Below are 25,884 nucleotides of genomic sequence, written 5' to 3'. Positions count from 1 at the left end.
AACGGCGCGTGACGATATGTGTCACGGACGCATCGTCCTGCTCCGGGACAACGTTGGCCATACACCGCGCTTCACCGGATGAGGTGGGGACGGTTGCTCTTCCCTCATACATACCGACTGGTTAGTCTGGGCCGATCAGAGCCGATGCGCGCCGCGCGAAGTCGTGTCGAAGGAGACCGATGGTGGAAGCCGTGCAGGATGCGGGAGTGGTCGTCACGGGGGCGGGCGGGGGGATCGGGGCCGCGTTGGCCCGGCGGTTCGCCGCCGAGGGGGCGCGGGTCGTGGTCAACGACCTGGACGCCGAGAGGGCGAAGGCGGTCGCCGAGGAGATCGGCGGGATCGCCGTGCCCGGTGACGCCTCCGCGATCGTCGGCGACGCCCGGGACGCGCTCGGTGGCACCGTCGACGTCTACTGCGCGAACGCCGGGGTCGCCTTCGAGGACGGCGGTGCGGGCGGGCCGCTCGACGAGAAGTCGTGGGCCGTGTCCTGGGACGTCAATGTGATGGCGCACGTCCGCGCGGCCCATGAACTGCTGCCGGACTGGCTGGAGCGCGGGAGCGGCCGGTTCGTGGCCACCGTGTCGGCCGCCGGGCTGCTCACCATGATCGGCGCCCCCTCCTACAGCGTCACCAAGCACGGCGCCTACGCCTTCGCCGAGTGGCTGTCGCTGACGTACCGCCACCGGGGCCTGAAGGTGCACGCGATCTGTCCGCAGGGCGTGCGCACGGACATGCTGGCCGCGACCGGCAGCGCCGGGGAGCTGGTGCTCCAGCCGACCGCGATCGAGCCGGACACCGTCGCCGACGCCCTGTTCCAGGGCATCGAGGAGGACCGCTTCCTGATCCTGCCGCACCCCGAGGTGGCCGGGTACTACCAGGCGCGCGCCGCCACCCCCGACCGCTGGCTGGCCGGCATGAACCACATCCAGCAGAAGTGGGAGGAGGCCCGGTGAGCACCCTCCGCTACGCCGACCGGCCCTGGCTGGCGCTCCTCGACGACGTCCAGCGCGGCCCCATCGATCCCGCCGACTCCCTGGTGCACGCGCTGCGCACCGCCGTCGCCGAGGCCCCCGACCGCACCTTCCTCGCCTACTTCGACGCCCGGCTGAGCTACCGCGAGGTGGATCGGCTGAGCGACTCCGTCGCCGCCCACCTCGCGGCGCGCGGGCTGGAGCGCGGGGACCGGGTGGCCGTGCTGCTGCAGAACTCCCCGCACTTCGTGCTCGCCCTGCTCGGTGCCTGGAAGGCGGGCGCGACCGTCGTCCCGGTCAACCCCATGTACAAGTCGGCCGAGGTGGGGCACGTCCTGCGGGACGGCGAGGTGACCGCGCTGGTCTGCTCCGACCGGGCCTGGGAGTCGTATCTGCGCGAGACCGCCGAGGGGTCGCCGGTGCGGATCGTGCTCACCGGGTGCGAGCTGGACTTCCAGACACGCGACGACGCGCGCGTGCTCGGGTTCGAGCGGCTGCCTCAGGCGGCGGACGCCGACGACCTGGTCGCCGTGGCGCGGCAGGGCGGTACGGCGCCCGAGGGCCGCGACCCGCGCCCCGAGGACATCGCCCTGATCAGCTACACCTCCGGCACCAGCGGCACGCCCAAGGGCGCCACCAACACGCACGCCAACATCATGCACAACGCCGAGCGGCAGAGCACCGGGCTCGGGCTGCCCGAGGCGCCCGTCTACTACGCGCTCGCGCCGCTGTTCCACATCACCGGCATGGTCTGCCAGTTCGGCGCCTGCCTGAACAGCGCGGGCACCCTGGTGCTCACCTACCGCTTCGAACCCGGACTCGTCCTGGAGGCGTTCGCCGAGCACCGGCCGCACTACACGGTCGGTCCCGCCACCGCCTTCATGGCGCTGGCCGCCCACCCGGACGTCACCCCCGGGCACTTCGCCTCCTTCGTGAACATCTCCTCGGGCGGCGCCCCCGTGCCGCCGGCCCTGGTGGAGGGGTTCCGGGAGCGCTTCGGGCCGTACATCAGGGTCGGCTACGGCCTCACCGAGTGCACCGCTCCCTGCGCCTCCGTCCCGCCCGGCCTGGAGGCGCCCGTGGACCCCGTCTCCGGGACACTGTCGGTGGGCCTGCCCGGCGCCGACACGCTCGTGCGGATCGTGGACGAGCAGGGCGAGGAGGTGCCGTTCGGGGAGCAGGGCGAGATCGCCGTACGGGGTCCGCAGGTGATCCCCGGCTACTGGCGGCGCCCGGACGCCACCGCCGAGACCTTCCCCGGCGGCGAGCTGCGCACCGGCGACATCGGCTTCATGGACGCCCAGGGCTGGCTGTACGTCGTCGACCGCAAGAAGGACATGATCAACGCGTCCGGCTTCAAGGTGTGGCCGCGTGAGGTCGAGGACGTGCTGTACACCCACCCAGCGGTGCGCGAGGCGGCCGTCGTCGGTGTTCCCGACGGCTATCGTGGCGAGACCGTCAAGGCGTACATCAGCCTGCGTCCGGGTGCCGAGACGGACCCGGATGAACTCGCGGTGTACTGCAAGGAGAGACTTGCGGCTTATAAGTACCCGCGCCAGGTGGAGATCCTGCCCGACCTGCCCAAGACGGCGAGTGGCAAGATCCTCCGTCGGGAACTGCGTTCCCGCGCGCGCGACAACGATTGAGCATCACGGAAAGGCAGGTGGCGGCAGTGCCCAGGACGACGGACGGGGACGGGACACCCGTCCCGCAGCGGCTGCTGGCCGCCGCCACCCGGCTCTTCGCGGAGCGGGGCTACGACCGCACCTCGGTGCAGGAGATCGTGGAGGCGGCAGGCGTCACCAAGGGGGCGCTGTACCACTACTTCGGCTCCAAGGACGACCTCCTGCACGAGGTGTACGCGCGCGTGCTGCGCCTCCAGCAGGAGCGGCTCGACCATTTCGCCGACATGGACGCGCCGGTCGAGCAGCGCCTGCGGGGCGCGGCGGCGGACGTGGTCGTCACGACGATCGAGAACCTCGACGACGCGATGATCTTCTTCCGCTCGATGCACCACCTGAGCCCGGAGAAGAGCAAGCAGGTCCGCGCCGAGCGCCGGCGCTACCACGAGCGGTTCCGCGCGCTGATCGAGGAGGGCCAGAAGGAGGGCGTCTTCTCCACGGCGACCCCGGCCGACCTGGTCGTGGACTACCACTTCGGCTCCGTCCACCATCTGTCGACCTGGTACCGCCCGGACGGCCCGCTCACCCCGCAGCAGGTCGCCGACCACCTCGCCGACCTGCTGCTGCGGGCGCTGCGGCCGTAGCTCCGGCCGGCTGTACGGGTAAGGGGCGCTTGCCTGGGCGAGCGCCCCTTACCGTCGTTCTCTTACAGGTACTTCTTCAGCTCCCGCCGCGCCAGCGACCGCTGGTGCACCTCGTCCGGGCCGTCGGCGAGCATCAGGGTGCGGGCGCTCGCGTACAGCTCGGCCAGCGGGAAGTCCTGGCTCACCCCGCCGGCGCCGTGCAGCTGGATGGCCCGGTCCAGGATGCCGACCACCGCGCGCGGGGTGGCGATCTTGATGGCCTGGATCTCCGTGTGGGCACCCTTGTTGCCGACGGTGTCCATCAGCCAGGCGGTCTTCAGCACCAGCAGCCGCAGCTGCTCGACGGTGACCCGCGCATCGGCGATCCAGTTCTGGACCACTCCCTGCTGGGCCAGTGCCTTGCCGAACGCGGTGCGGGACACCGCCCGGCGGCACATCAGCTCGATCGCCCGCTCGGCCATGCCGATCAGCCGCATGCAGTGGTGGATCCGGCCGGGGCCGAGCCGGGCCTGGGCGATGGCGAAGCCGCCGCCCTCCTCGCCGATCAGGTTGGTGACCGGCACGCGCGCGTGGTCGAAGATCACCTCGGCGTGGCCGCCGTGCGAGTGGTCCTCGTAGCCGAAGACCTGCATCGCGCGCTTGACGGTGACGCCCGGGGTGTCGCGCGGGACCAGGACCATGGACTGCTGGCGGCGGATGTCGGCGCCGTCGGGGTCCGTCTTGCCCATCACGATGAAGATCGCGCAGTCCGGGTTCATCGCCCCGGAGATGTACCACTTGCGGCCGGTGATGACGTACTCGTCGCCGTCCCGCTCGATGTGCGTGGTGATGTTCGTGGCGTCGGAGGAGGCGACCTCCGGCTCGGTCATCGCGAACGCCGAGCGGATCTCACCGGCCAGCAGCGGCTCCAGCCACTGCTTCTTCTGCTGCTCGTTGCCGAACTGCGCCAGCACCTCCATGTTCCCGGTGTCGGGCGCGGCGCAGTTCGTCGCGGTGGGCGCCAGATGCGGGGAGCGGCCGGTGATCTCGGCGAGCGGCGCGTACTGCAGGTTGGTCAGTCCCGCGCCGTACTCGGCGTCGGGCAGGAAGAGGTTCCACAGCCCCTGCTTGCGGGCCTCGGCCTTCAGCTCCCCGACCACCGCGGGGGTGTCCCAGGGCGAGGCGAGCCGCGCCCGCTGCTCCTCGGCGACCGGCTCGGCCGGGTACACGAACTCGTCCATGAAAGCGAGCAGCTTGGCGCGCAGTTCCTCGGTGCGCGCGTCGAACGCGAAGTCCATTTCTGGATCAGCCTTCCTGGAGAGTGGTCAGTCCGTGGTCGATGAAGACGGGTACGAGGTCGCCGATCCGGTCGAAGCCGCGCCCGACCGTCTGGCCGAGGGTGTACCGGTAGTGGATGCCCTCCAGGATCACGGCGAGCTTGAACCAGGCGAACGCCGTGTACCAGGAGACGGCCGACACGTCCCGTCCCGAGCGCGCGGCGTACCGCTCGATCAGCTCCTGCGGGGAGGGGTGCCCGGCGGCCGTGGCGGTCGTGGAGATGGGGGAGTCGGGCAGTTCCAGCGGCCGGCTGTACATCACCAGCAGGCCCAGGTCGGTGAGCGGGTCGCCGAGGGTGGACATCTCCCAGTCGAGGATGGCCTTGATCCGGTCGTCGTCCCCGATGAGGACGTTGTCCAGGCGGTAGTCGCCGTGCACGACGGCGGGCGCGGGGGAGACGGGCAGCTCCCGGCCCAGGGCCGCGTGCAGCTCGTCGATGCCGGGCAGGTCGCGGTTGCGGGAGGCGTCCAGCTGCTTGCCCCAGCGGCGCAGCTGGCGGTCCAGGAATCCCTCGGGCCGGCCGAAGTCGGCGAGGCCCACCTCGGCGGGGTCCACCGCGTGCAGCTCGACCAGCGTGTCCACGAGGGACAGCACCGCGTTCCGGGTGCGCTCGGCGCCGAGCGGGGCGAGCTGGTCCGCGGTGCGGTACGGGGTGCCCTCGACGAACTCCATGACGTAGAACGGCGCCCCGAGCACCTCCTCGTCCTCGCACAGCAGCACCGGGCGCGGGACCGGCACCTGGGTCGGGTGCAGGGCGCTGATCACGCGGTGCTCGCGCTTCATGTCGTGCGCGGTGGCCAGCACATGGCCGAGCGGGGGCCGCCGCACGACCCACTTCGCGGTGCCGTCGGAGAGCGCGTAGGTGAGGTTCGACCGTCCGCCCTCGATCAGCCGGCCGGTCAGCGGGCCGCCGACGAGACCGGGGCGCTCGCGGTCGAGCAGGGCGCGCAGCCGGTCCAGGTCGAGTCCGGGCGGGTGGTCGGTGCTCATACGGCACTCCTACGAACGGGTGAACAGGACCCGTTCATGATGCCGACCGGTCGGTATGCCGTCCAGTGCGCAGGCCGAAGAGGAGGCCAAACGTGACCGGAGCCACGATAGGCCGACCAGGGTCAGTGGTCGTCCCAGTGGTCCCCGTGCTCGGCGTGCCGGTGTCCGTCGTGCAGATAGTCGACATGGTCGCCGTGCCGCACCTGCGCGTGCCCGCACTCGTCGTGGTGCACGTGCTCATGGCCCTTGTGCGGGGCGTGCGAGGCCGGCTCGCACTCGTCCCAGTGGCCCGCGTGTTCCCGGTGCAGATGCCCGTCGTGCGCGTAGTCCAGGTGGTCGCCGTGGTGCACGGCGGTGTGCCCGCAGTCCGGACCGTGGCGGTGGGTGCTGTGATCGGTGTGTTCCTGGTGAGGGGTGGCCATGGTGCTCACCTTCGGATCGGGGTTCTGACGACGCACAGGCTACGCCCGATCGGTGTATATCTCGTCAAATCGGGCACACGCGGCGCGGGGTGGGCGACCGTACCGCACCGCCGCCGTCACATGGCGGGGAGCGCCCAGGGTCCCGTTGGCCAGGCCGGTGGCCGAGGCGCCGCCGTGCAAGGCGGTCCTGACGGCGAGTACGGCGGCCGGCGGCGTCGTACGACACCAGGCCGGCCGGGTGCGCTCCGGCTGCAACCCCGGGTCGTGGCGCCCGTGTCCCGTACCCGCTCCGGTGCGAACCACAGCCGGACGTTCTCGACGAATTCGGTCACGCCGCCGACTCCGCCGGCATCTCACCTGCCCGAACGGAACGCCCGCAGCCTCTCGTACGCCGCCCGCCCGTCCGGCACCCACTCCCACTCGGCGAGGCGCCGCTCGACCTCCTCCTCGGGCAGGAAGCCGTGCCACTGGACCTCCTCCACCTGGGGCCGCACCGGCAGCTCGCAGCGCACCTGGTACACCGCCGACCACCAGCTCGCCCCGGCCCCGTTGTCGTACAGGAACTTGAAGAGGAACTCCGGCCGCGGCAGCCCGCTCACCCCCAGCTCTTCCTCGGCCTCCCGCAGCGCCGCCTCGTCGTAGGACTCGCCCGCCCCCACGACCCCGCCGACGAACATGTCGTACAGCGAGGGGAAGACCAGCTTGGTGGCCGTGCGGCGGTGCACGAAGAGCCGGCCGGACGCGTCCCGGACCTCGATGAACGCACAGCGGTGGCGCAGGCCCCGGGCGTACGCCTCGCCGCGCGGGGACCGGCCGACGACCTGGTCGTGCTCGTCGACGATGTCGAGGATCTCCTCAGCAGGGTTCATGCCTCCATCCAAGCAGGAGGCTCAGCGACGCTGGAGGTCGCGGGCCGGGGGTTCCGCCTCCGCCGTGCCGCACGGCATCGCCGGGTGCAGCCCGAGCAGCACGATGCCCGCCACCACGGCCGCGAGCCCCGCCGCCTCCCAGGCCAGCGCGCCGGTGTCGGTGCGCAGCCGGTCGCCGAGGAAGCCCACCCCGCACAGGATGCCGGCGAGCGGCTCGGCCGCGGTCAGCGCGGGCAGCGACATGCGCAGCGGGGCGGTCTCGAAGGCGCTCTGCACCAGGATCAGCCCGGTGACCCCGCACACCAGCACCCCGTACGGCTGCCAGCCGGTGACCAGCTCGGCGAAGCCGCCCTCGGCGAAGCGGATGCCGCTCACCCGGGTCAGCGCGTCCTGCACGCCGTACAGCAGCCCGGCCGCGGTGGCCAGCAGCACCGGTCCCCAGCTGAGCCGGGAGCGCTTGCCGTACATCGTGAGCACCAGGGCCACGCCCACCATCGCGCCGATGATCAGCCAGTGCCGCAGCGGATCGGAGACGGCGTGGCCGGCCCGCGGCTCGCCCGCCGTGATGAACGCGCTCACCCCGCCCGCGAGCAGCAGCAGCCCCGCCCAGCCCTGGCGGCCCAGTGGCTGTCCGGTCCGGTACCGGGAGAGGGCGAGCGCGAACAGCAGGTTGGTCGCGAGCAGCGGTTCCACCAGGGAGATCTCGCCCTTGCCGAGGGCGATCGCGCCCAGCACCATGCCGGCCACCATCAGGGCGAGCCCGCCCAGCCAGCTCGGCACCCGCATCAGGTCGAGCAGCAGCCGGAAGGACAGGAAGTCGCTGAGCGGTGCCTTCTGCGCCGCGTCCTGCTGGAGCACGAACCCGAAACCCAGACAGCAGGCGGCACTCACGGCGAGCAGGAGAACCAGAACGGACACGCTGCGTACCTCGATCATCCGGCCGGACCACGGGCGTGTAAGGGCCGACTGTAGCGTCCCCGGGGCGGTATAGACCCGGAAGTGCCCGCAATCGGGGGCGGCGGGCAGCCGGCTCGCCATGCTCCGTGGCTGAGCCGTCTCGCGCCATGGCGTACGCCACAGCGACGGGCCGGAATCCCGCACGCGGCCGGGCCCACCTGCACAGGGACTCTCAAGTTCCGCTTAAGAACCGGAAGTTGAACCTGTCAACAGGTCGCGTTCCGCTTGACGCAAACCTTGGCTGGGGGTTTGCTGTGCGTGATCGGTCGATGGCAGCCCGAGATACAGGAAGTTCCGCGGTGCCCCCACCTCTCCCACCCCTGCTCGGCGCGGGCCGGGCCCCCACGGACCAGTCCGGCGACACCGCCCCGGACGACTCCGCCCCGGACGACTCCGGCGCCTTCGATGACGCCCTGGACGACGCCGAACTGCGCACCGCGCGCGCCGCGTTGGCGCAGGGCCGGCGCCAGGCCGCCCGCTCCCTGCTGCTGCACACCGGCGACGACTGGGACCGCCGCGGCCACCGCCTCACCGTGCTCGCCCGGGAGCCGTACGCCGTCGCCTGGGCCCGGGACTGGCAGCTCGCCGAGCCCGGTTCCGCCGACGCCGCCGCCCTGGCCGCCCTCGCCCTGGTCGACCGTGCCCTGCGCGGCAAGGAGGACCCCGACCGGGCCCGCGAGGCCTGTGCCGCGGCCGCCGCGCTCGCCCCCGCCGACCCCACCCCCTGGCTCGGCCTGCTCCAGCTGGCCCGGACCCTCGGCCCGGAGCGTGAGCTGCTCGGTGCCTTCGCCGAGCTGCGCCGCCGCCACCCCGAGCACCACCATGCCCACCATCTGCTGCTCGCCCGGCTCGCCGAACGGCCCGCGGGCGGCCGGGGCGCCGAGGCGCACGAGGTGTACGACGTGGCCGAGCTGGCCGCCGCCGAAGCCCCCGCCGACTCCCCGCTCGCCGTGCTGCCGGTCGTCGCGTACGCCGAGCGCTACCGGGTGCTGGCCGCCACCGGCCTGGCCCCGGCCGACCCGGCCGCCTCCGGGCACTGGTCCGGCCCCCGGGCCCGCCGGATCCTGCGCGCCTGCTTCGACTGGTGGCTGGAGTGGGAGCACGACGAGCACCCCCGCCGCCACATCGACCTCAACCACCTGGCGTTCGCGCTGTCCTGCGCCGGCCGCCCGGCCGAGGCGGCGGCCCTGTTCCAGCGCATCGGCCGGCACGCCACCCCGGCCCCCTGGTCCTACGCGCACCGCGACCCGCGCGCCTCCTTCCGCGAGGCCCGCGCCCGCGCGCTGAACGGCACGGTCCGCTGAACGGCACGGTCCGCTGAGCCATACGGCTCTCTGAGACGTACGTAAGAAGTGATTACGGAAGTCTGACCGCTGACCCCGTTCCCTGGCTCCGCACAGCCCCGAGTGCTCGAATGGATACGTGAACTCTGAACAATCCGAGGAGCCCGACGGCCGGCCCATCGGCCGCCGCGTCTTCCTCGGCACGCTCGGCCTGGGCGCGCTCGGCGTGGCCGCCGCGCCCACGCTGCAACGCGGTCTGGAGGGCTTCCTCGGCAGCGTCGCCGGCAAGGACCCCACCGGCCTGACCGGTCTTCTGCCCAATGGCGGAGGCTTCCGCTACTACTCCGTCGCCGCGTCGGTGCCGCACAAAACCGCCGCCGACTACCGGCTGAGGATCGACGGACTGGTCGACCACCCACGCACCTACACCCTGGACGACCTGCGCGCCCAGCCGCAGACCCGGCTGGTCAAGGACGTCCAGTGCGTCACTGGCTGGCGGGTGCCCGGCACCCCCTTCGAGGGCGTCCGCCTCTCCCGCTTGCTGGACGCGGCGGGGGTCCACGGTACGGCGAAGGCGATCCGCTTCACCTGCTTCGACGGCACCTACACCGAGAGCCTCACCCTCGACCAGGCCCGCCGCCCGGACATCCTGGTCGCGCTGCGCATGCAGGACAAGGACATCGGCCACGACCACGGCGGCCCGGTCCGCCTCTACGTCGCCCCCATGTACTTCTACAAGTCCGCCAAGTGGCTCTCCGGGATCACGGTCACCGACCGGGTCGAGCCCGGCTACTGGGAGCACCTCGGCTACGACGTCGACGCCTGGGTCGGCAAGTCGAACGGACGGACCGATGTCCCTACGAGCTGACACGCCGGCCCCGCCGAGCGCCCGGATCCGCCGCTTCGGACGGACCCAGCGGTGGGTGCACCGTACGACGGCCCTGCTGATGGGCGTGTGCGTGGTGACGGCGGCGATCCTCTACATCCCGCAGCTGGCGATCATGGTCGGCCGCCGCGAACTGGTCGTCCGCATCCATGAGTGCGCGGGCCTGGCCCTGCCGGTGCCGGTCCTGCTGGGCCTCGCCTCCCGTGGCTTCCGCGCGGACCTGCGCTTCCTCAACCGCTTCGGCCCGCACGACAAGGTCTGGCTGCGTGCCGCGTTTGTCCGCGACAAGCGCCACAGCTCCCGTCCAGCGGGCAAGTTCAACGCCGGCCAGAAGATCTACGCCGCCTGGATCGCCGGTGCCACGCTGGTCATGCTGGGCACTGGCCTGCTGATGTGGTTCACCCATCTCGCCCCGCTGATGTGGCGCACCTCGGCGACCTTCGTCCACGACTGGCTGGCCCTGACGATCGGCGTGGTCCTCGCGGGACACATCGGCATGGCCCTGGGCGACCCGGAGGCGCGCAGGGGGCTGCGCACGGGGACGGTCAGCAGGGAGTGGGCGAAGCGGGAGCACCCGTTGTGGCGCCCCTGAGCGATGCCCCGATGGAGTTGGCCCCCGCGTGGCCCGCCGTCCCGGGACCGGCGGGCCGACGCCTCGAAGGGCGCCGACGCGGGGTATGCGGAACCTACGCCGGTGCCGGCCAAAATGGAAGCCCCGATTCCTGTTGACCCTCGGACGTGCGCAGACGCACCCTGAACCGCACGCACCACGAGGAGCACAGGATGAGCCGAGCCACCGCCACGCACCGCGTCGTCGAGTACTGGACGGACCAGGACACCCACGTGATCTTTCCCGTCGAGCGGAGCGAGGAAGTCGACCGCATGACCGACGCGCAGCTGATCGCGACGTACGGGAAGCCCGAGGACGGAGCCGTGGCGCGCATCGTCCACTAGGGCCGCCGGCGGCCGCCGTTCAGCCGGCGAAGTCCAGCAGCACCTTGCAGGACCGGCTCCGGTCGGCGGCCAGTCCGAACGCGTCCTCGGCCGAGCGCACGGGCACCACGGCACTGATCAGCTCGTCGAACCGCGGCCGCTCAGCGAGCAGATGGAGGGCGTCGTCGAACTCGGCGCCGAAGCGGAACGCGCCCCGCAGCTCGATCTCCCGGCTGACCAGCAGGTTCCCGGCGAACGGGCTCTGTCCCGGCGGCAGCATGCCGAGCTGGACGACCACGCCCCCGCGCCGTACCAGCCGCAGACACGTGTCGAGCCCGGCCGCGACCCCCGACGCCTCGACGGCCACGTCCACCTCCTCGGGCCACCCGGCGTCCGCCGGATCGTCGGCCCGGACGAGGGTGTCGGCCCCGGCGACGGCCGCGAACTCCCGTGCCCGGGGCACGAGATCGCTCGCCGTCACCCGAGCCGCGCCGGCCGCCTTCGCCGCCGCGACCACCAGGCACCCGATCGGCCCGGCCCCGGTCACCAGCACATGCCGGCCGGAGACGTCCCCGGCCCGCCGCACCGCGTGCAGCGCCACCGACAACGGCTCCGCGAGCGCGGCCCGGCGCAGCCCGAGCCCGTCCGGAAGTTCCCTCACCTGATCGGCGGGAACGGCCACTTGCGCCGCGAACCCGCCCTGCACATGCGGGAAGCGGGCCGCGCTGCCCAGATACCGGGTGTCCCGGCAGACGTTGGCCCGCCCGTCGGCGCACTCCGGGCAGCGCCCGCACGGGGTGGCGGGGTGCACGGCGACCGCCGTACCCGGCGCGGGACCCGTGGCCCCGGCGCCGTAGGACACCACCGTGCCCACCACCTCGTGCCCGAGCAGCATCGGCTCGCGGAGCCGGAAGTCGCCGACCCCGCCGTGCCGCCAGTAGTGCAGATCCGAGCCGCACACCCCGCCGTAGCGGACGGCTACCAGGGCCTCGCCGGGCCCGGGTTCGGGCACCGGCAGCTCCGCGACCCGCAGATCGCCCGCGCCGTGGATCACACAACCCAGCATTCCCGTGGGCCCTTTCAGATCGGATGTCGGATCGGATGTCACAGGACGCTCGTCATGCCGCCGTCGACGTACAGGATCTGACCGCTCACGAAGTCGGCGGCCGGCGAGGCCAGGAAGAGCACACCGCCGACCAGGTCCTCGGTACGGCCCCAGCGGCCGGCCGGAGTGCGCCGGCGCACCCAGGCGCTGAACTCCCCGTCCTCGACCAGGGGCCGGGTCAGCTCGGTCTCGATGTAGCCGGGCCCGAGCCCGTTGACCTGGACGCCGTACGGCCCCCAGTCCGCGCACATGCCCTTGGTGAGCATCTTCAGGGCGCCCTTGGTGGCGGCGTAGGGCGCGATGCCGGGCCGGACGACCTCGCTCTGCAGCGAGCAGATGTTGACGATCTTGCCGTGGCCGCGCTCGGTCATCCGGCGGGCCGCCTCCCGGCCGACCAGGAAAGCGCTGGTGAGGTTGGTGTCCAGGATCCGATGCCAGTCGGCGTCGGTGAACTCCAGCAGCGGGGCGCGCAGTTGCATGCCCGCGTTGTTCACCAGGATGTCCAGCGGGCCCACCCGCTCCTCGACGTCCGCGATCCCGGCGGCCACCGAGGCGCCGTCGGTCACGTCGAACACCGCCGTGTGGATCCGGTCCCCGGGCAGCCCGGCCGCCGCCTTGGCCAGCCGGTCGCCGTCGCGTCCGTTGAGGACCACCGTGCAGCCGGCCTCGGCCAGACCGCGGGCCAGCGCGAGCCCGATGCCCCGGCTGGAGCCGGTGACCAGGGCTGTGCGGCCGCTGATGTCGAAGAGCGGGTGAGCCGTCATCGTCGTACCCCTCCTGGATGACCAGGGACCTATATGACCAGGGACAGCAGCAGGACCAGACCGCCGGCGACCACCGAGATGATCGTCTCCATCACCGACCAGGTCTTGACGGTCTGCCCGACGCTCAGCCCGAAGTACTCCTTCACCAGCCAGAAGCCGGCGTCGTTGACATGGCTGAAGAAGAGCGAGCCGGCGCCGATGGCGAGGACCAGCAGGGCGGCGTGGGTGGTCGACATGTCCGCCGCGAGCGGTGCGACCAGGCCGGCCGCCGAGACCGTCGCCACCGTCGCCGAGCCCGTGGCCAGCCGGATCACGACCGCGATCAGCCAGGCCAGCAGCAGCGCCGGGATCGACCAGTTCTTGGAGATGTCCAGGATCATCCGGCCCACGCCGGAGTCGATCAGCGTCTGCTTGAAGCCGCCGCCCGCGCCGACGATCAGCAGGATGCCGGCGATCGGCATCAGGCCCTTGTCGACCGTCTGCTGGAGCTGGTCCTTGGTGAACCCGGCGGCCCGGCCGAGCGTGAAGAAGCCGACGATGACGGCGGCGAGCAGCGCGATCAGCGGGGAGCCGATGACGTCGAAGACCCGCTGGGTGTGGTTCGCCGGGTTGTCCACGACGATGTCCACCAGCGCCTTGGCCAGCATCAGCACCACGGGCAGCAGCATGGTGGCGAGCGTCGCGCCGAAGCCGGGGCGGCGCTCCAGCTCGTCCGAGGCGCGCTGCGGCAGCATCCGCTCGGGCGCCTGGACGTCCACCCAGCGGGCGGCGACCTTCGAGAACAGCGGACCGGCGATGATCACGGTCGGTATGGCGACCAGGATGCCGAGCGCCAGGGTCACACCCAGGTTGGCCTTGACCGCGTCGATCGCGACCAGCGGGCCGGGGTGCGGCGGGATCAGGCCGTGCATCACGGACAGACCCGCGAGGGCCGGGATGCCGATGCGCATCAGGGAGTAGTTGCCGCGCTTGGCGACCATGAGCACGACCGGGATCAGCAGCACGATGCCGACCTCGAAGAACAGCGGCAGGCCGATCACGGAGGCGATGAGCACCATCGCCCACGGCATCGCACGGCCTCCCGCCCGTCGCCCGCCGCCACCCTTCTGCGGAAGGGCCTCCGGCCCTACACCTCCCCATTTGGCGAGGATCGTGTCGACGATCTGGTCGGCGCCGCCGGAGTCGGCGAGCAGCTTGCCCAGGATCGCCCCGAGCGCGATCAGGACGCCGACGCCGGCCACCGTGGCGCCGAGCCCGGTGGTGAAGCTGGTGATGGCCTTGTCGAGCGGTGCCCCGGCGGCCGCCCCGAGCGCCAGTGACCCGATGGTCAGCGCCAGGAAGGCATGGAGCTTGAACTTGGTGATGAGCAGGACGATCACCGCGATGCCCACCAGGACGGCGATGCCCAGCTGGGCGTGTCCGGCGGAGGTGATCGGCGGAGGCGCGTCCGCTGCCAGCATCTCGACACTGAGTCTGGTCACGGGGGTTCCCTTGCGGTTATGGGGACTTTTCGGGGGTGTCCGCGGACAAGGGGGACTGCTTCGGGGGTGGCCGCGGAACGGGGGGATAACGCGGATGCGGCTGTCACGCGGATGCCGTCGGAAGCGCGGTCAGCGCCTGTACGGCGCGCTCGGTGATCTCCTCCGGGCTGCCGCTGACGTCGACGGCGACTCCCGCCTCGTCCGGCTCCAGCGGTTGCAGCGTGGCGAACTGGGAGTCCAGCAGCGCGGTCGGCATGAAATGCCCCTGCCGGTGGCCCATCCGGTCCTCGATCAGCTTCCGGTCGCCCGTGAGGTGCACGAACACGATCCCGGGAGCGGCGGCCCTGAGCCGGTCGCGGTACGACCGCTTCAGCGCCGAGCTGCTGACCACCCCGCCCAGCCCGGCCCGCCCGTGCGCCCAGTGCCCGATGGCGTCCAGCCACGGCCACCGGTCGGCGTCGTCCAGCGGGGTCCCGGCCGACATCTTGGCGATGTTGGCCGGCGGATGGAAGTCGTCGCCCTCGGCGTACGGGACGCCCAGCCGCGCGGCGAGCAAGGGACCGATCGTGGTCTTGCCCGTCCCCGCGACGCCCATCACGACGACGACCTGGGGGGTACGCATTACTGCCTCGCTGTCTTCCTCGACATCCGACGCCACATCGGCGTCGCCACACTGAAACCCATTAGGTACGACGAATTCAAGAGTCTGTGACATATAAGTCTGACTTTTTGGCTCGGTGATCCAAGTCGTACGCTGAGTGCATGACCACACCGGGCCGGGGGCTGCACGGCCATGTACTGGACACCCTCGGCCCCGCCATCACCGCGGGCGAGTACCCGCCGGGCAGTGTGCTGCGTACGGACGAGCTCGCCCAGCACTTCGAGGTCTCACGCTCCGTGATGCGTGAGGCGGTCCGCGTGCTCGAATCCATGCACCTGGTCGAGTCCCGCCGCCGGGTGGGCGTGACCGTCCGCCCGAAGTGCGAGTGGAACGTCTACGACCCCCAGGTCATCCGCTGGCGCCTGGCCGGCGCCGACCGCCCGCACCAGCTGCGCTCGCTGACCGTGCTGCGCTCCGCGATCGAGCCGGTCGCCGCGGGCCTCGCCGCGCGCAACGCGACGGCCGAGCAGTGCGCCGAACTCACCCGGTGCGCGCTCGGCATGGTGGCCAACTCACGCGGCCACAAACTGGAGGAGTACCTGATCCACGACATGGCCTTCCACCGCGTCATCCTCACCGCGTCCGGCAACGAGATGTTCGCCCGCCTCGGCGATGTCGTCGCGGAGGTGCTGGCCGGGCGCACCCATCACGAGGTCATGTTCGAGGACCCCGACCCGGCGGCGGTCACCCTGCACGTCCAGGTCGCGGAGGCGGTCCGCGAGGCCGACGCGGTCCGCGCCGAGGAACTGACCCGGCAGATCACCGTGGGCGCCCTCCACGAACTGGACATCCTGGCGCCCTAGTCAGGGTCAGTCCAGAAAGTCCCCGTCCACGTAGACCCACGCCCCGTCGACCCGCTCGAACCGGCTGCGCTCGTGCAGTGAACCGCCCCGGTAGGAGGCGCGGAACGTCACGGTGCCGGCCGAGTGGAAGGCGGACCCGTCGGTGCGGTCCAGGATCTCCAGCCCCGTCCACCGCATCCGCGGATCGAGCTCCAGCCGCTCCGGCCGCGTCCGCGGATGCCAGGTGCGCAGCAGATACCCCGCGTCCCCCTTGACGAACGCGCTGTACCGCGAGCGCATCAGCGACTCGGCGCTCGGCGCGGCGGCGGCCCCCCGGTGGAAGCGGCCGCAGCAGGCGTCGTAGGACTGGGGGAGGCCGCAGGGGCAGGTACGCGAGGTCATGGGGCACATTCTGCCCGGGCCGGGGGAGGCGTCCGGCTCGGGCCGGGTGCACAGTGGAAGGGCAGTGCAGCAGTTCAGGGAGGCGAGACGGACGATGACCGATCCCATGCGCAGCCGTCTTCCGGCCGTCAAGGAGTGGCGGCTGAACCTGTACCTCTCCGAGCACGACCCGGACACCACCGCCCGGATCGTGCTGGACACCGGCGACAACGTCCTGGAGAGCTGCGCGGAGGCACGCCGGAACCCGTACGACCCCGACGTACCGGAGATCGGCGACGAACTCGCGGCCGGGCGGGCGCTGATCGCCATGGGCCGCATACTGCTCCGCGCCGCCGACGGTGACATCAAGGCGGTGGGAGCGGACGAGGCGGAGGAGGACCTGTCACCGCTGTGGACGGACCGCGAGTGAGGACCCCACCAACCCTCACCGCCCCTTGCGGCCCTTGCGCAAGAAAGTGCGCAGCCGGGTCAGCGGCCACGTGTTGATCACGTCCTCCGGGGTGAGCCAGCCGCGCTGCGCGGTGCCGACGCCGTAGCGCAGCTGGGCGAGATGCGGGACGGCGTGGGCGTCGGAGTCCACGGCGAACCGCACCCCGTGCTCCCTGGCGCGCAGGATGTCCTCGTCGCACAGGTCCAGCCGGTCCGGCTGGGCGTTGACCTCCAGCGCGGTACCCGTGCGGGCGCAGGCCGCGAACACCTCGTCCCAGTCGGCGTCGACGCCCGGCCGCTTGCCGATCAGCCGGGTCGTGGGGTGCCCGATGATGTTCACGTACGGGTTCTCGCAGGCCCGCACCAGCCGCTTGGTCATCGCCGCCCGCCCCAGGTCGAAGTGCGAGTGCAGCGAGGCCACGCACAGGTCGAAGCCCGCCAGGAAGTCGTCCGGCCAGTCCACCGCGCCGTCCGGGCCGATGTTGAGCTCCGTGCCGTGCAGCAGCCGCATCCGGCGGTGGGCGCCGTCCAGCTCGCGCACCCGCTCCCGCTGGGCGAGGATCTTCGCGTCGGTCATGCGCTGCATGTACAGGTTGGGCGCGTGGTCCGTGACCGCGTAGTACCGGTGACCGCGCTCGGCGGCCGCCGCGACCATCTCCTCCAGCGGGGCCAGGCCGTCGGTGAGGTCGGTGTGGGTGTGCAGGTCGCCCCGGATGTCCTTCTCGGTCACCACCTCCGGCAGCTCGCCGTGCAGGGCCGCCTCGACCTCGCCCCGGTCCTCCCGCAGCGTCGGCGGAATCCACGCCAGCCCGAGCCGGGCGTACACCTCCTCCTCGGTGCGGGAGGCCAGCGAGTCCCCGCTCTCGGCGTCGAACAGGCCGTACTCGGACAGCTTCAGCCCCTGGTGCACGGCGATGGTCCGGGTGCGGATGTTGTGCGCCTTGGAACCGGTGAAGTACTGCATCGCGGCGCCCCACGACTCCGGCGGCACCACCCGCAGGTCCACCTGGAGCCCCTTGCCGGTGCGCACCGACGTCTTCTTCGAGCCCCGCGCGATCACCTCGGCCGTGCCCGGCAGCTCGCACAGCGCCGCCATGAACGGCTCCGACCGCTTCGCCGCGACCAGGACGTCCAGGTCACCCACGGTCTCGCGCATCCGGCGCAGCGAACCGGCGTACGCGCAGCGCTTGCACCCGGTCACCTCGGACAGCTCGGCGACGATCTCCTCGGCTGTCTCCAGAGCCAGCGACAGCGGCACCCGGGCCCTCGCCTGCTGGAGCAGCTCGATGCCGTGCCGGATGTTCTCCTGCGTCTTCTCGCCGAAGCCCCGCAGATCGGCCAGGGCGTCCGCCTCGATCGCCGAGGCCAGCTCGCTCACCGACGCGATGTGCAGGTCCTCGTAGAGCCGCAGGGCCTTCTTCGGACCCAGGCCGGGGATCGCGATCAGCTCCCGGACCCCGGCGGGGATCTTCGCCCGCCGCTCCTCGACCACCGCCACCTTCCCCGTGCGCAGGTACTCGATCACCTTGTCGGCGATCGACCGGCCCACGTTCGGGATCTCCCTGAGCCCGTCCTCGTCCAGCTTCGAGACGTCCGCCGGGAACCCGCCGATGGCACGCGCGGCCTTCTCGTAGGCGCGCGCCTTGAAGGCGTCGCCTCCCGTGATCGCGATGAGGTCCGCGTACTCCCGCAGGAGCGCCTCGACCTCCTCGTTGGGCCGGGCCACCCCTCAAGTCTAAGGAATGTCCTTCAGGACCGGCAGCGGCGGCAGCTTCGCCCCGTGCACCCACGCCTGGAACAGCCCGTCCACCGGCTCGTCCGCGAACCGGGCCACGTGCTCGGTGAACGCCGACGTGGTCACCGACCCGTTCCGGTGCAGCCGCACCCAGCCGCGCAGCATACGGAAGAACGCGTCGTCGCCCAGCGCGCAGCGCACCGCGTGCAGAGTCAGACCGCCCCGCTCGTAGAGCCGGTCGTCGAACATCTGCCGGCGGCCCGGATCGGCCAGCCGCAGATCCTGCGGCAGCGTCGACAGCAACCGGTGTGCGGCGGCGGCCAGTTGCTGGGCGCTACGGCCGCCCGAACGCTCGGACCACAGCCACTCCGCGTACTTGGCGAAGCCCTCGTTCAGCCAGATGTGCCGCCAGTCGGCGATGGACACACAGTTGCCGAACCACTGGTGCGCCAGCTCGTGCGCCACCAGCCGCTCCGAACCCCGGGCGCCGTCCACGTGGTTGGCGCCGAACAACGACAACCCCTGTGCCTCGACCGGCACATCGAGTTCCTCCTCGGTCACCGCGACCGCGTACTCCTCGAACGGGTAGGGCCCGAACAGCTCCTGGAACAGCTCCATCATCGCGGGCTGCCGCGCGAAGTCCCGGGAGAACTGCGGGAGCAGATGCGCCGGGATGTGCCCGTGCTGCGGCACCCCGCCCGGCCCCGGATCACCCAGCAGCACCGTCTGGAACCTGCCGATCGCGAGGCCGACGAGATAGCTGGAGGTGGGCGCGGACTGCTCGTACACCCAGGTGGTCGTGGACGCCTTCGTCGTCCGGGTCAGCAGCCGCCCGCCCGAGACCACCGCGTACGCCGACGGCGTGGTGACCGAGATCAGATACGACGCCTTGTCGGCCGGCCGGTCGTTGCACGGGTACCAGGACGGCGCCCCGACCGGCTGGCTCGCCACCAGCGCCCCGTCCGCCAGCTCCTCCCAGCCGATCCCGCCCCAGGGGCTGGGCACCGGCTTCGGATTGCCGGACCAGTGCACCTCGACGGTGAAGGCGGCCCCGGCCCGCAGCGGCTTGGCCGGCTTCACCCGCAGCCTGCCGCCCCGGTGCGTGTAGTGCGGCTGCCGGCCGTCCACCCGGAGCCGGCCGATCCTGAAGTCGGACAGGTTGAGCTGGAACTCGGTGAGCGGCGCCCGGCCGGCGATGGCGTTGATCCGGGCGGTGCCGGACAGCCGGTTGGGGCCGGGCCGGTAGTCCAGCGCGAGCTCGTAGCGATGCACCCGGTACTGCGGGTCACCATGGTCCGGAAAGTACGGGTCCGGGCCGGCCGACTGCTGAACTGCCACTGCTGTGTCCGCTCCCTGCGCTGTGCCACGACTCCGCTCCGCCGGTGCACCGCTCGTCACATCATTCGCCTCCGGGCCGGCACAGCCGGCGCCGGGAGGGCGATCGTGCTCAACCCTTCGGGCCTCCGCGCTCCCCCAGAGGGGGTGCCCTCAGCCCTCCCGACCCCGGCGCGCCCCTTCGGCAGGGGACGCCGAGAGGCCTGCGCTCAGGGGCGCCACGCCTCGATCGGGTTGCCGAGCCAGCGGGTGTCGTCCGGGACGGACTCCGCGGCCATGACGAGCGACGCGGGACCCAGGGTCGTACGGGCCCCGACCGTGCTGCCGGGCAGCACGATCCCGCCAGGGCCCAGGGTGGCGCCCTCACGGAGGACCACAGTATCCGTCCGCAAGATCCGGTCGTGGAAGAGGTGGGTCTGCAGCACACAGCCGCGGTTGACGGTGGCGGCGTCCTCCAGGGTCACCAGGTCCGTCTCCGGCAGCCAGTAGCTCTCCACCCACACGCCCCGCCCGATGCGCGCGCCGAGCCCGCGCAGCCACGCCGTCAGCACCGGCGTTCCCGGCACGGATCCGGCCAGCCACGGCACCGCCAGCACCTCGACGAACGTGTCCGCCAGCTCGTTGCGCCACACGAAGCCGCTCCACAGCGGATGCTCACCGGCCCGGTGCCGCCCCACGAGCGCCCACTTGGCGACGATCGAGACCACGGCCGCCGTGGCACCGGCCGCGAACAGCACCAGCCCCGACAGCAGAGGCGCCCACGCCCCCAGCGCACACAGCGCCGCCACCGTCGCCACGGCCAGCGCCGCCGAGCACAGCACCGGCACGATCCGGCACAGCTCCACCAGCCCGCGCGCCCACAGCAGTCGGGCCGGCGGGTCGAACGTACGGCTCTGGTCCCCGCCCGTGGCACTGCGCGGCAGCTTCACCGGCGGCAGCCCCAGATACGAGGTGCCCTTCTTCGCCTTCTTCGGCGTCGCCGACAGCACCCCGACCAGGCCGCCGTCCGGCACGCTGCGCCCCGGCGCGGTCATCCCGGAGTTCCCGAGGAAGGCCCGCCGCCCGATCTGCGCCCGCCCGATCCGCACCCAGCCGCCGCCCAGCTCGTACGGCGCCGTCAGCGTGTCGTCCGCCAGGAACGCCCCGTCGCCGACCGTGGTCAGGCTCGGCAGCGCGAGTACGGTCGACACCTCGGCGCCCCGCCCGATCCGCATCCCCAGCAGCCGCAGCCACACCGGCGTGACCAGCCCGGCGTACAGCGGGAACAGCGTCTCGCGCGAGCGGTCCATCAGCTGCGTCACCGTCCACGCCTGCCAGCCGACCCGGCTGTGCGTCGGATGCGTGCCCTCGCGCAGCCCCACGCTCAAGCCGCGCACGGCGACCAGGATCAGCAGCGCGTACGCCAACCCGTACGCCAGCGTGGCCGGCACCAGTCCGAGCGCGGCCCCGCGCAGGGCCTCGCCGGCGGAGCCGCCCGGCGTCACGAACAGCAGGGCGACCAGCAGCGCGGCCACGCCCGCGACCAGCGGCAGGGCGCTCAGCGCGAGACCGGTGAGGCCGTACATGACCCGCCAGTACCGGCCCCGCTGCGGGCGTTCCTTCGGCCAGTTCCGCTTGGCCTTGCCGAGCTTGACCGCGGGCGCGCCCGCCCACCGCTGACCGGTCGGGATCTGCCCGGTGACCGCCGAGCCGGGGGCCACCTCGGCCCGCTTGCCGACCCGGGCGCCCGGGAAGAGCATGCTGCGGGTGCCGACGGTGGCGTGCGCGCCGACCTTGACCGGGCCGACCTCCAGCCGGTCGCCGTCCAGCCAGTACCCGGACAGGTCGACCTCGGACTCCACCGCCGCGCCCCGGCCCAGCTTGAGCATGCCGGTCACCGGTGGCAGCGAGTGCAGGTCCACCTCGGGCCCGACCTTCGCGCCCAGCGCCCGTGCGTACCGCTCCAGCCAGGAACCGGTCAGCGTGGTGGCCCCGCTGAACTCGGCCAGCCGCTCGGCCGTCCACAGCCGCAGGTGCACGCTGCCGCCGCGCGGATACCGCCCCGGTTCGAGCCCCCGCAGCAGCAGCCGTGCCCCGCCCGCCGCGAGCGCGATCCGGCCGGGCGGGCTGAAGAACACCAGCGCGCCGGCCGCGAGCAGCCACCACGGGGCGGTCGGCAGCCAGGAGAACCCGGGCAGCAGATTCCCGGCGGCGGCCAGGACCAGCGTCCAGCGCAGCCCGAGCAGGGTGAACAGCGCAAGGAGCAGCAGGAGCTGGACGGCCTGGGCGCGGACCGGCACCGGCGCGACGGTACGCGTGCCGCCGTCGTCCTGCGCCGACTCCTCCAGCCGCCGGGCCAGCTTGCGCAGGGTGGGCTGCTGGTAGATGTCGAGGACGGCGGCGCTCGGGTATCGGGTGCGCAGCCGGGTCGTGAGCTGGGCGGCGGCCAGGCTCCCGCCGCCGATCGCGAAGAAGTCGTCGCCGGCGCCGCTCACCGGGATGCCGAGGACCTCCGCCCACTGCTCGGCGAGCCAGGCCTCGGTGCCGTACAGCTCGGCCTTCGGCGTCTCGACGCCCTCCAGCGGCCAGGGCAGGGCGCTGCGGTCCACCTTCCCGGACGTCCGGGTCGGCAGCTCGGCGACGGGCGCGAGCAGCGGCACCAGCGCGGCGGGCAGCTCGGCGCGCAGCTTCTCGACCGCGGCCGCGTGGTCCCAGCCGTCCTGGGTGACGACGTAGCCGACGAGCAGCTGGTTTCCGCTGCGGGCGGTGCGCACGGCGGCGGCGGCCCCCGCGACGCCGGGCAGGGCCTGCAGCGCGGCATCCACCTCACCCAGCTCGATCCGCCGCCCGCCGAGCTTGATCTGCTCGTCGGCCCGCCCGAGGAAGACCAGCCCCTCGGGTTCGGCCTTGACGAGGTCACCGCTGCGGTACGCCCGCTCCCACCCGAGGGAGTCCAGCGGCGCGTACTTCTCCGCGTCCTTCTCGGCGTCGAGATACCGCGCGAGCCCGACCCCGCCGATCACGAGCTGCCCGCTGCCGCCCATGGCCACGGGCTCCCCGCGCTCGTCGACGACGGCGAGCTCCCAGCCGTTCAGCGGCAGCCCGATCCGGATGGGCTCCGCGCCGGTGAGCAGGGCGGCGCAGGCCACGACCGTCGCCTCGGTCGGCCCGTAGGTGTTCCACACCTCGCGCCCCTCGGTGACCAGCCGCTGCGCCAGCTCGGGCGGACAGGCCTCGCCGCCGAAGATCAGCAGCCGTACGTCGCTCAGCGCCTCGGGCTCCCACAGCGCGGCCAGCGTCGGCACGGTGGACACGACCGTGATCTCCTGCTCGACCAGCCAGGGCCCGAGATCGGCACCGCTCCTGACCTGCGACCGGGGCACCGGCACCAGACAGGCGCCGTACCGCCAGGCCAGCCACATCTCTTCGCAGGACGCGTCGAAGGCGACCGACAACCCGGCCATGACCCGGTCACCGGGCCCGATCGGCTCCTCCGTGAGGAACAGCGCGGCCTCCGCGTCCACGAAGGCGGCGGCGCTGCGATGGGTGACGGCGACGCCCTTGGGCTTCCCGGTGGACCCGGAGGTGAAGATGATCCACGCGTCGTGCTCGATGCCGGGCCGCGCGGCAGGGGAGCCGGCGTCGCCCTGCACGCTGATGGCGTGCCCGGCGCCGATGACGGCCCGTACCTCCGCCTCGCCGAACACCAGCTCGGCCCGCTCGTCCGGGTCCTCGGCGTCGACGGGGACGTAGGCGGCACCGGCGGCGAGGACGGCGAGAATCGCGACGTACAGCTCATTGGTCCCCGACGGCACCCGCACCCCGACCCGGTCCCCGAGCCCGACCCCGGCACCGGCCAGGCTGCGCCGCAGCCGCTCCACCTCGGCGGCCAGCGCACGATAGGTGAGACAGGCCGTGCCGTCGTCCAGGGCGGGCTCGTCCGGATGGGACCGCACGGTCGCCTCGAAGACGTCGACCAGGGTGCGCGGGGAGGCGGCGGAACGCGCGGAGAAACGGGCCCGGTCGCCGAACTGCGTGCGGATCTCTTCGTCGAGCAGGCCGAGAGCGCTGCTCTCGTCTATGGCTGCCATCGGGTCCTCACGTCGGTCCGGCTGAAGTCACAAGCCGGAAATTTTAGTACGACGCTAGGTGCCGGCCCTTTGTCCGGCCACTCGGGAGGGCTGTCCGGGCTGGTGCCGGGGACCGGACCGGGGTCGCTGACCTGCCGATCTTCGAGCCGGACGAGACATGCCCCACACAGAAGCCAAGGAGCGGACATTCAGGGGCAGTTGGTACGCTCGCGGCAAACGCGAGAGGGCCCCTGCTGAGCAGGGGCCCTCACTGGTGTCCGAGGGGGGACTTGAACCCCCACGCCCGATAAAGGGCACTAGCACCTCAAGCTAGCGCGTCTGCCATTCCGCCACCCGGACAAGGTGTCTGTCGTGCGGAGGATTCCCTTGCGGTGGGCTTCCCTCGCGGCGACGAAGGAAACATTACCAGGCTTTCGGGGGTGGCTGATCACCCCCCGGCCCCGGGTCGGTGGCGCGTGAACGGCGTGTGACGGGCCGGGACCGGTCTTGGGCCGCGGGTGGGGGCGGAGAGAGGATGAGGGCAACCACCAGCAGTGACAGCGGGAGGAAGCACGTGAGCGAGACGGACACGGCCAGGAGCGTCACCGGCGAGGACGAGGTCGTGGACCTCTGCCGCGAGCTGATCCGGTTCGACACCAGCAACTACGGTGACCACTCCGGTCCCGGCGAGCGCCAGGCCGCCGAGTGGGTCGCCGGGAAGCTCGCCGAGGTCGGGCTGGAGCCGAAGATCTACGAGTCGCACCCGGGCCGCGCCTCGACGGTGGCCCGCATCGAGGGCGAGGACCCGTCCCGCCCTGCGCTGCTGATCCACGGCCACCTGGACGTCGTACCGGCCAACGCCGTCGACTGGACCCACCACCCGTTCTCCGGCGAGGTCGCCGACGGGTGCGTGTGGGGGCGCGGGGCCGTGGACATGAAGGACATGGACGCGATGACCCTCGCCGTCGTACGGGACCGGCTCAGGAGCGGACGGCGGCCGCCGCGGGACATCGTGGTCGCGTTCCTCGCCGACGAGGAGGCGGGCGGCACGTACGGCGCCCGGTACCTCGTCGACCACCACCCCGAGCTGTTCGAGGGCGTCACCGAGGCCATCAGCGAGGTCGGCGGCTTCTCCTTCACCGTGAACGAGCAGCGGCGGCTCTATCTGATCCAGACGGCCGAGAAGGGCATGCACTGGATGAAGCTGACCGTGGCCGGCACCGCCGGGCACGGGTCCATGATCCACCGGGACAACGCCATCACCGAGCTGTCCGAGGCCGTGGCCCGGGTCGGCCGGCACACGTTCCCCGTGCGGGTCACCAAGACCACCCGGGCCTTCCTGGACGAGCTGGGCGACGCGCTCGGCACCGAGCTGGACCCGGAGAACATGGAGGCCACCCTTGCCAAGCTCGGCGGCATCGCCAAGCTGATCGGCGCGACCCTGAGCAACACGGCCAACCCCACGCAGCTGAACGCCGGTTACAAGGTCAACGTCATCCCGGGCGAGGCCACCGCACACATCGACGGACGGTTCCTGCCGGGATACGAGGAGGAGTTCCTCGGCGACCTCGACCGGCTGCTCGGCCCGAACGTCCGGCGCGAGGACGTCCACGCGGACAAGGCGGTCGAGACCGGCTTCGACGGGGCGCTCGTGGCGGCCATGCAGTCCGCGCTGCTCGCCGAGGACCCCACCGCCAAGGCCATCCCCTACATGCTCTCCGGCGGCACCGACGCCAAGTCCTTCGACGACCTCGGCATCCGCGGCTTCGGCTTCGCCCCGCTGAAGCTGCCGCCGGAGCTGGACTTCGCCGGCATGTTCCACGGCGTGGACGAGCGGGTGCCGGTCGACGGCCTGCAGTTCGGCGTGCGGGTGCTGGACCGGTTCATCGACGCGTCGTGAGGCTTTGCCCTGGAGTAATCGGGCGCGCGTACGAGACCGAATGAGAAGAGTGAATCGGACCATAAGCTCGTAGCTCCATTACTCCCTCCTCGTTACAGCTGACGTGATCCCCGCACCTTGGGATCGCATTGCCAACTAGGAGGAAGTAATGATCAAGAAGGTCGTCGCTGCTGCGGCTGCCACCGGTGGGCTGGTTCTCGCGGGCGCGGGCCTGGCTGTCGCCGACTCCGGTGCTCAGGGTGCCGCCGTGCACTCCCCGGGAGTCATCTCCGGCAACGTCGTCCAGGTGCCCGTCCACGTCCCGGTGAACGTGTGCGGCAACACGATCAACGTGATCGGGCTCCTGA

Annotated in this window: 24 protein-coding genes and 1 tRNA gene; 11 read left to right on the top strand and 14 right to left on the bottom strand. The window is 72.1% G+C overall.

The genetic code is table 11. The annotated features are described in order from the left end of the window. The first annotated feature begins 179 nt into the window (after window positions 1-179). From LE548_RS20435 to LE548_RS20425, 3 genes are read left to right on the top strand one after another with little or no spacing between them, the layout of a single operon-like run. Entirely contained in the window at window positions 180-953 is a 774-nt protein-coding gene (locus LE548_RS20435) for an SDR family oxidoreductase (protein ID WP_225098338.1), read from the top strand. Continuing rightward, complete coding sequence (locus tag LE548_RS20430) at window positions 950-2,617, top strand: class I adenylate-forming enzyme family protein (RefSeq protein ID WP_225098337.1); 1,668 nt, start codon at window positions 950-952, stop codon at window positions 2,615-2,617. The genes LE548_RS20435 and LE548_RS20430 overlap by 4 nt, the downstream gene beginning before the upstream one ends. A gap of 26 nt (window positions 2,618-2,643) precedes the next feature. Then, window positions 2,644-3,237: a TetR/AcrR family transcriptional regulator gene (locus tag LE548_RS20425; protein WP_225098336.1), complete on the top strand. Its 594-nt coding sequence runs from the start codon at window positions 2,644-2,646 to the stop codon at window positions 3,235-3,237. Window positions 3,238-3,299: 62 nt separating this feature from the next. Here LE548_RS20425 and LE548_RS20420 read toward each other — a convergent pair whose 3' ends face one another. The 5 genes from LE548_RS20420 to LE548_RS20400 all read right to left on the bottom strand — a co-directional run bounded on the left by LE548_RS20420 (window position 3,300) and on the right by LE548_RS20400 (window position 7,753). Further along, entirely contained in the window at window positions 3,300-4,514 is a 1,215-nt protein-coding gene (locus tag LE548_RS20420; RefSeq protein WP_225098335.1) for an acyl-CoA dehydrogenase family protein, read from the bottom strand. Between the two features lie 7 nt (window positions 4,515-4,521). Beyond that, window positions 4,522-5,544: a phosphotransferase family protein gene (locus LE548_RS20415; protein ID WP_225098334.1), complete on the bottom strand. Its 1,023-nt coding sequence runs from the start codon at window positions 5,542-5,544 to the stop codon at window positions 4,522-4,524. 122 nt (window positions 5,545-5,666) lie between these two features. Next, window positions 5,667-5,966 carry a hypothetical protein gene (locus tag LE548_RS20410; protein ID WP_225098333.1) on the bottom strand — a complete coding sequence of 100 codons (300 nt, stop codon included), beginning with the start codon at window positions 5,964-5,966 and terminating at the stop codon, window positions 5,667-5,669. A 353-nt stretch (window positions 5,967-6,319) separates the two neighbouring features. Further along, window positions 6,320-6,835 carry an NUDIX domain-containing protein gene (locus tag LE548_RS20405; protein WP_225098332.1) on the bottom strand — a complete coding sequence of 172 codons (516 nt, stop codon included), beginning with the start codon at window positions 6,833-6,835 and terminating at the stop codon, window positions 6,320-6,322. Window positions 6,836-6,856: 21 nt separating this feature from the next. After that, window positions 6,857-7,753, bottom strand: coding sequence for a DMT family transporter (locus tag LE548_RS20400; RefSeq protein ID WP_225098331.1), 897 nt, complete (start codon window positions 7,751-7,753; stop codon window positions 6,857-6,859). A gap of 338 nt (window positions 7,754-8,091) precedes the next feature. Here LE548_RS20400 and LE548_RS20395 point away from each other — a divergent pair, with 338 nt between their 5' ends. The 4 genes from LE548_RS20395 to LE548_RS20380 all read left to right on the top strand — a co-directional run bounded on the left by LE548_RS20395 (window position 8,092) and on the right by LE548_RS20380 (window position 10,915). Further along, window positions 8,092-9,096, top strand: coding sequence for a hypothetical protein (locus LE548_RS20395; protein ID WP_308030307.1), 1,005 nt, complete (start codon window positions 8,092-8,094; stop codon window positions 9,094-9,096). Between the two features lie 118 nt (window positions 9,097-9,214). Then, a complete protein-coding gene (locus LE548_RS20390) occupies window positions 9,215-9,943 on the top strand; it encodes a molybdopterin-dependent oxidoreductase (RefSeq protein WP_225098329.1) in 729 nt (242 codons plus the stop codon). Beyond that, window positions 9,927-10,553 (top strand): cytochrome b/b6 domain-containing protein, encoded by a 627-nt coding sequence (locus tag LE548_RS20385; protein ID WP_225098328.1) that lies wholly within the window; start codon window positions 9,927-9,929, stop codon window positions 10,551-10,553. Before LE548_RS20390 ends, LE548_RS20385 begins: the two co-directional genes overlap by 17 nt. A gap of 191 nt (window positions 10,554-10,744) precedes the next feature. Next, a complete protein-coding gene (locus LE548_RS20380; RefSeq protein WP_225098327.1) occupies window positions 10,745-10,915 on the top strand; it encodes a hypothetical protein in 171 nt (56 codons plus the stop codon). Window positions 10,916-10,934: 19 nt separating this feature from the next. Here the strand turns inward: LE548_RS20380 and LE548_RS20375 are convergent, their stop codons facing one another. From LE548_RS20375 to LE548_RS20360, 4 genes are all read right to left on the bottom strand, one after another. Further along, window positions 10,935-11,960 carry an L-idonate 5-dehydrogenase gene (locus tag LE548_RS20375; protein ID WP_225098326.1) on the bottom strand — a complete coding sequence of 342 codons (1,026 nt, stop codon included), beginning with the start codon at window positions 11,958-11,960 and terminating at the stop codon, window positions 10,935-10,937. A gap of 38 nt (window positions 11,961-11,998) precedes the next feature. After that, window positions 11,999-12,763, bottom strand: a complete 765-nt coding sequence (locus LE548_RS20370) for an SDR family oxidoreductase (RefSeq protein ID WP_225098325.1) — start codon at window positions 12,761-12,763, stop codon at window positions 11,999-12,001. A 29-nt stretch (window positions 12,764-12,792) separates the two neighbouring features. Continuing rightward, window positions 12,793-14,244 (bottom strand): gluconate:H+ symporter, encoded by a 1,452-nt coding sequence (locus tag LE548_RS20365; RefSeq protein ID WP_225098324.1) that lies wholly within the window; start codon window positions 14,242-14,244, stop codon window positions 12,793-12,795. 103 nt (window positions 14,245-14,347) lie between these two features. After that, window positions 14,348-14,866 carry a gluconokinase gene (locus LE548_RS20360; RefSeq protein ID WP_225098323.1) on the bottom strand — a complete coding sequence of 173 codons (519 nt, stop codon included), beginning with the start codon at window positions 14,864-14,866 and terminating at the stop codon, window positions 14,348-14,350. Window positions 14,867-15,006: 140 nt separating this feature from the next. Here LE548_RS20360 and LE548_RS20355 point away from each other — a divergent pair, with 140 nt between their 5' ends. After that, window positions 15,007-15,708 (top strand): FadR/GntR family transcriptional regulator, encoded by a 702-nt coding sequence (locus LE548_RS20355; protein WP_225098322.1) that lies wholly within the window; start codon window positions 15,007-15,009, stop codon window positions 15,706-15,708. A 6-nt stretch (window positions 15,709-15,714) separates the two neighbouring features. Here the strand turns inward: LE548_RS20355 and LE548_RS20350 are convergent, their stop codons facing one another. Next, window positions 15,715-16,089 carry a YchJ family protein gene (locus LE548_RS20350; protein ID WP_225098321.1) on the bottom strand — a complete coding sequence of 125 codons (375 nt, stop codon included), beginning with the start codon at window positions 16,087-16,089 and terminating at the stop codon, window positions 15,715-15,717. A 94-nt stretch (window positions 16,090-16,183) separates the two neighbouring features. Here LE548_RS20350 and LE548_RS20345 point away from each other — a divergent pair, with 94 nt between their 5' ends. Further along, a complete protein-coding gene (locus LE548_RS20345; protein ID WP_225098320.1) occupies window positions 16,184-16,498 on the top strand; it encodes a dsRBD fold-containing protein in 315 nt (104 codons plus the stop codon). 15 nt (window positions 16,499-16,513) lie between these two features. On the opposite strand, the gene polX is transcribed toward LE548_RS20345, so the two are convergent. The 4 genes from polX to LE548_RS20325 all read right to left on the bottom strand — a co-directional run bounded on the left by polX (window position 16,514) and on the right by LE548_RS20325 (window position 23,997). After that, on the bottom strand, window positions 16,514-18,244 hold the full coding sequence (polX, locus tag LE548_RS20340) for a DNA polymerase/3'-5' exonuclease PolX (RefSeq protein ID WP_225098319.1): 1,731 nt from the start codon (window positions 18,242-18,244) through the stop codon (window positions 16,514-16,516). 9 nt (window positions 18,245-18,253) lie between these two features. Then, window positions 18,254-19,591, bottom strand: a complete 1,338-nt coding sequence (locus LE548_RS20335; RefSeq protein WP_225098318.1) for a M1 family metallopeptidase — start codon at window positions 19,589-19,591, stop codon at window positions 18,254-18,256. A gap of 206 nt (window positions 19,592-19,797) precedes the next feature. Further along, the gene (locus tag LE548_RS20330) at window positions 19,798-23,658 is read right to left on the bottom strand and encodes a Pls/PosA family non-ribosomal peptide synthetase (protein ID WP_225098317.1); all 3,861 of its coding nucleotides are present in this window, start codon (window positions 23,656-23,658) and stop codon (window positions 19,798-19,800) included. Window positions 23,659-23,909: 251 nt separating this feature from the next. Further along, a tRNA-Leu gene (locus tag LE548_RS20325) sits at window positions 23,910-23,997 on the bottom strand. Between the two features lie 214 nt (window positions 23,998-24,211). Between LE548_RS20325 and LE548_RS20320 the strand changes: the two genes are divergently transcribed. Both LE548_RS20320 and LE548_RS20315 read left to right on the top strand, forming a co-directional pair. Then, entirely contained in the window at window positions 24,212-25,537 is a 1,326-nt protein-coding gene (locus LE548_RS20320; protein WP_225098316.1) for a M20/M25/M40 family metallo-hydrolase, read from the top strand. Window positions 25,538-25,685: 148 nt separating this feature from the next. After that, window positions 25,686-25,884, top strand: a 199-nt coding sequence (locus tag LE548_RS20315; RefSeq protein WP_225098315.1) for a chaplin family protein, incomplete at its 3' end; no start/stop codon positions are given.

This window comes from Streptomyces sp. CoH27, assembly GCF_020181035.1.
Lineage (GTDB): Bacteria > Actinomycetota > Actinomycetes > Streptomycetales > Streptomycetaceae > Streptomyces > Streptomyces camelliae.
This window is presented reverse-complemented; position numbering and strand designations above follow the sequence as displayed.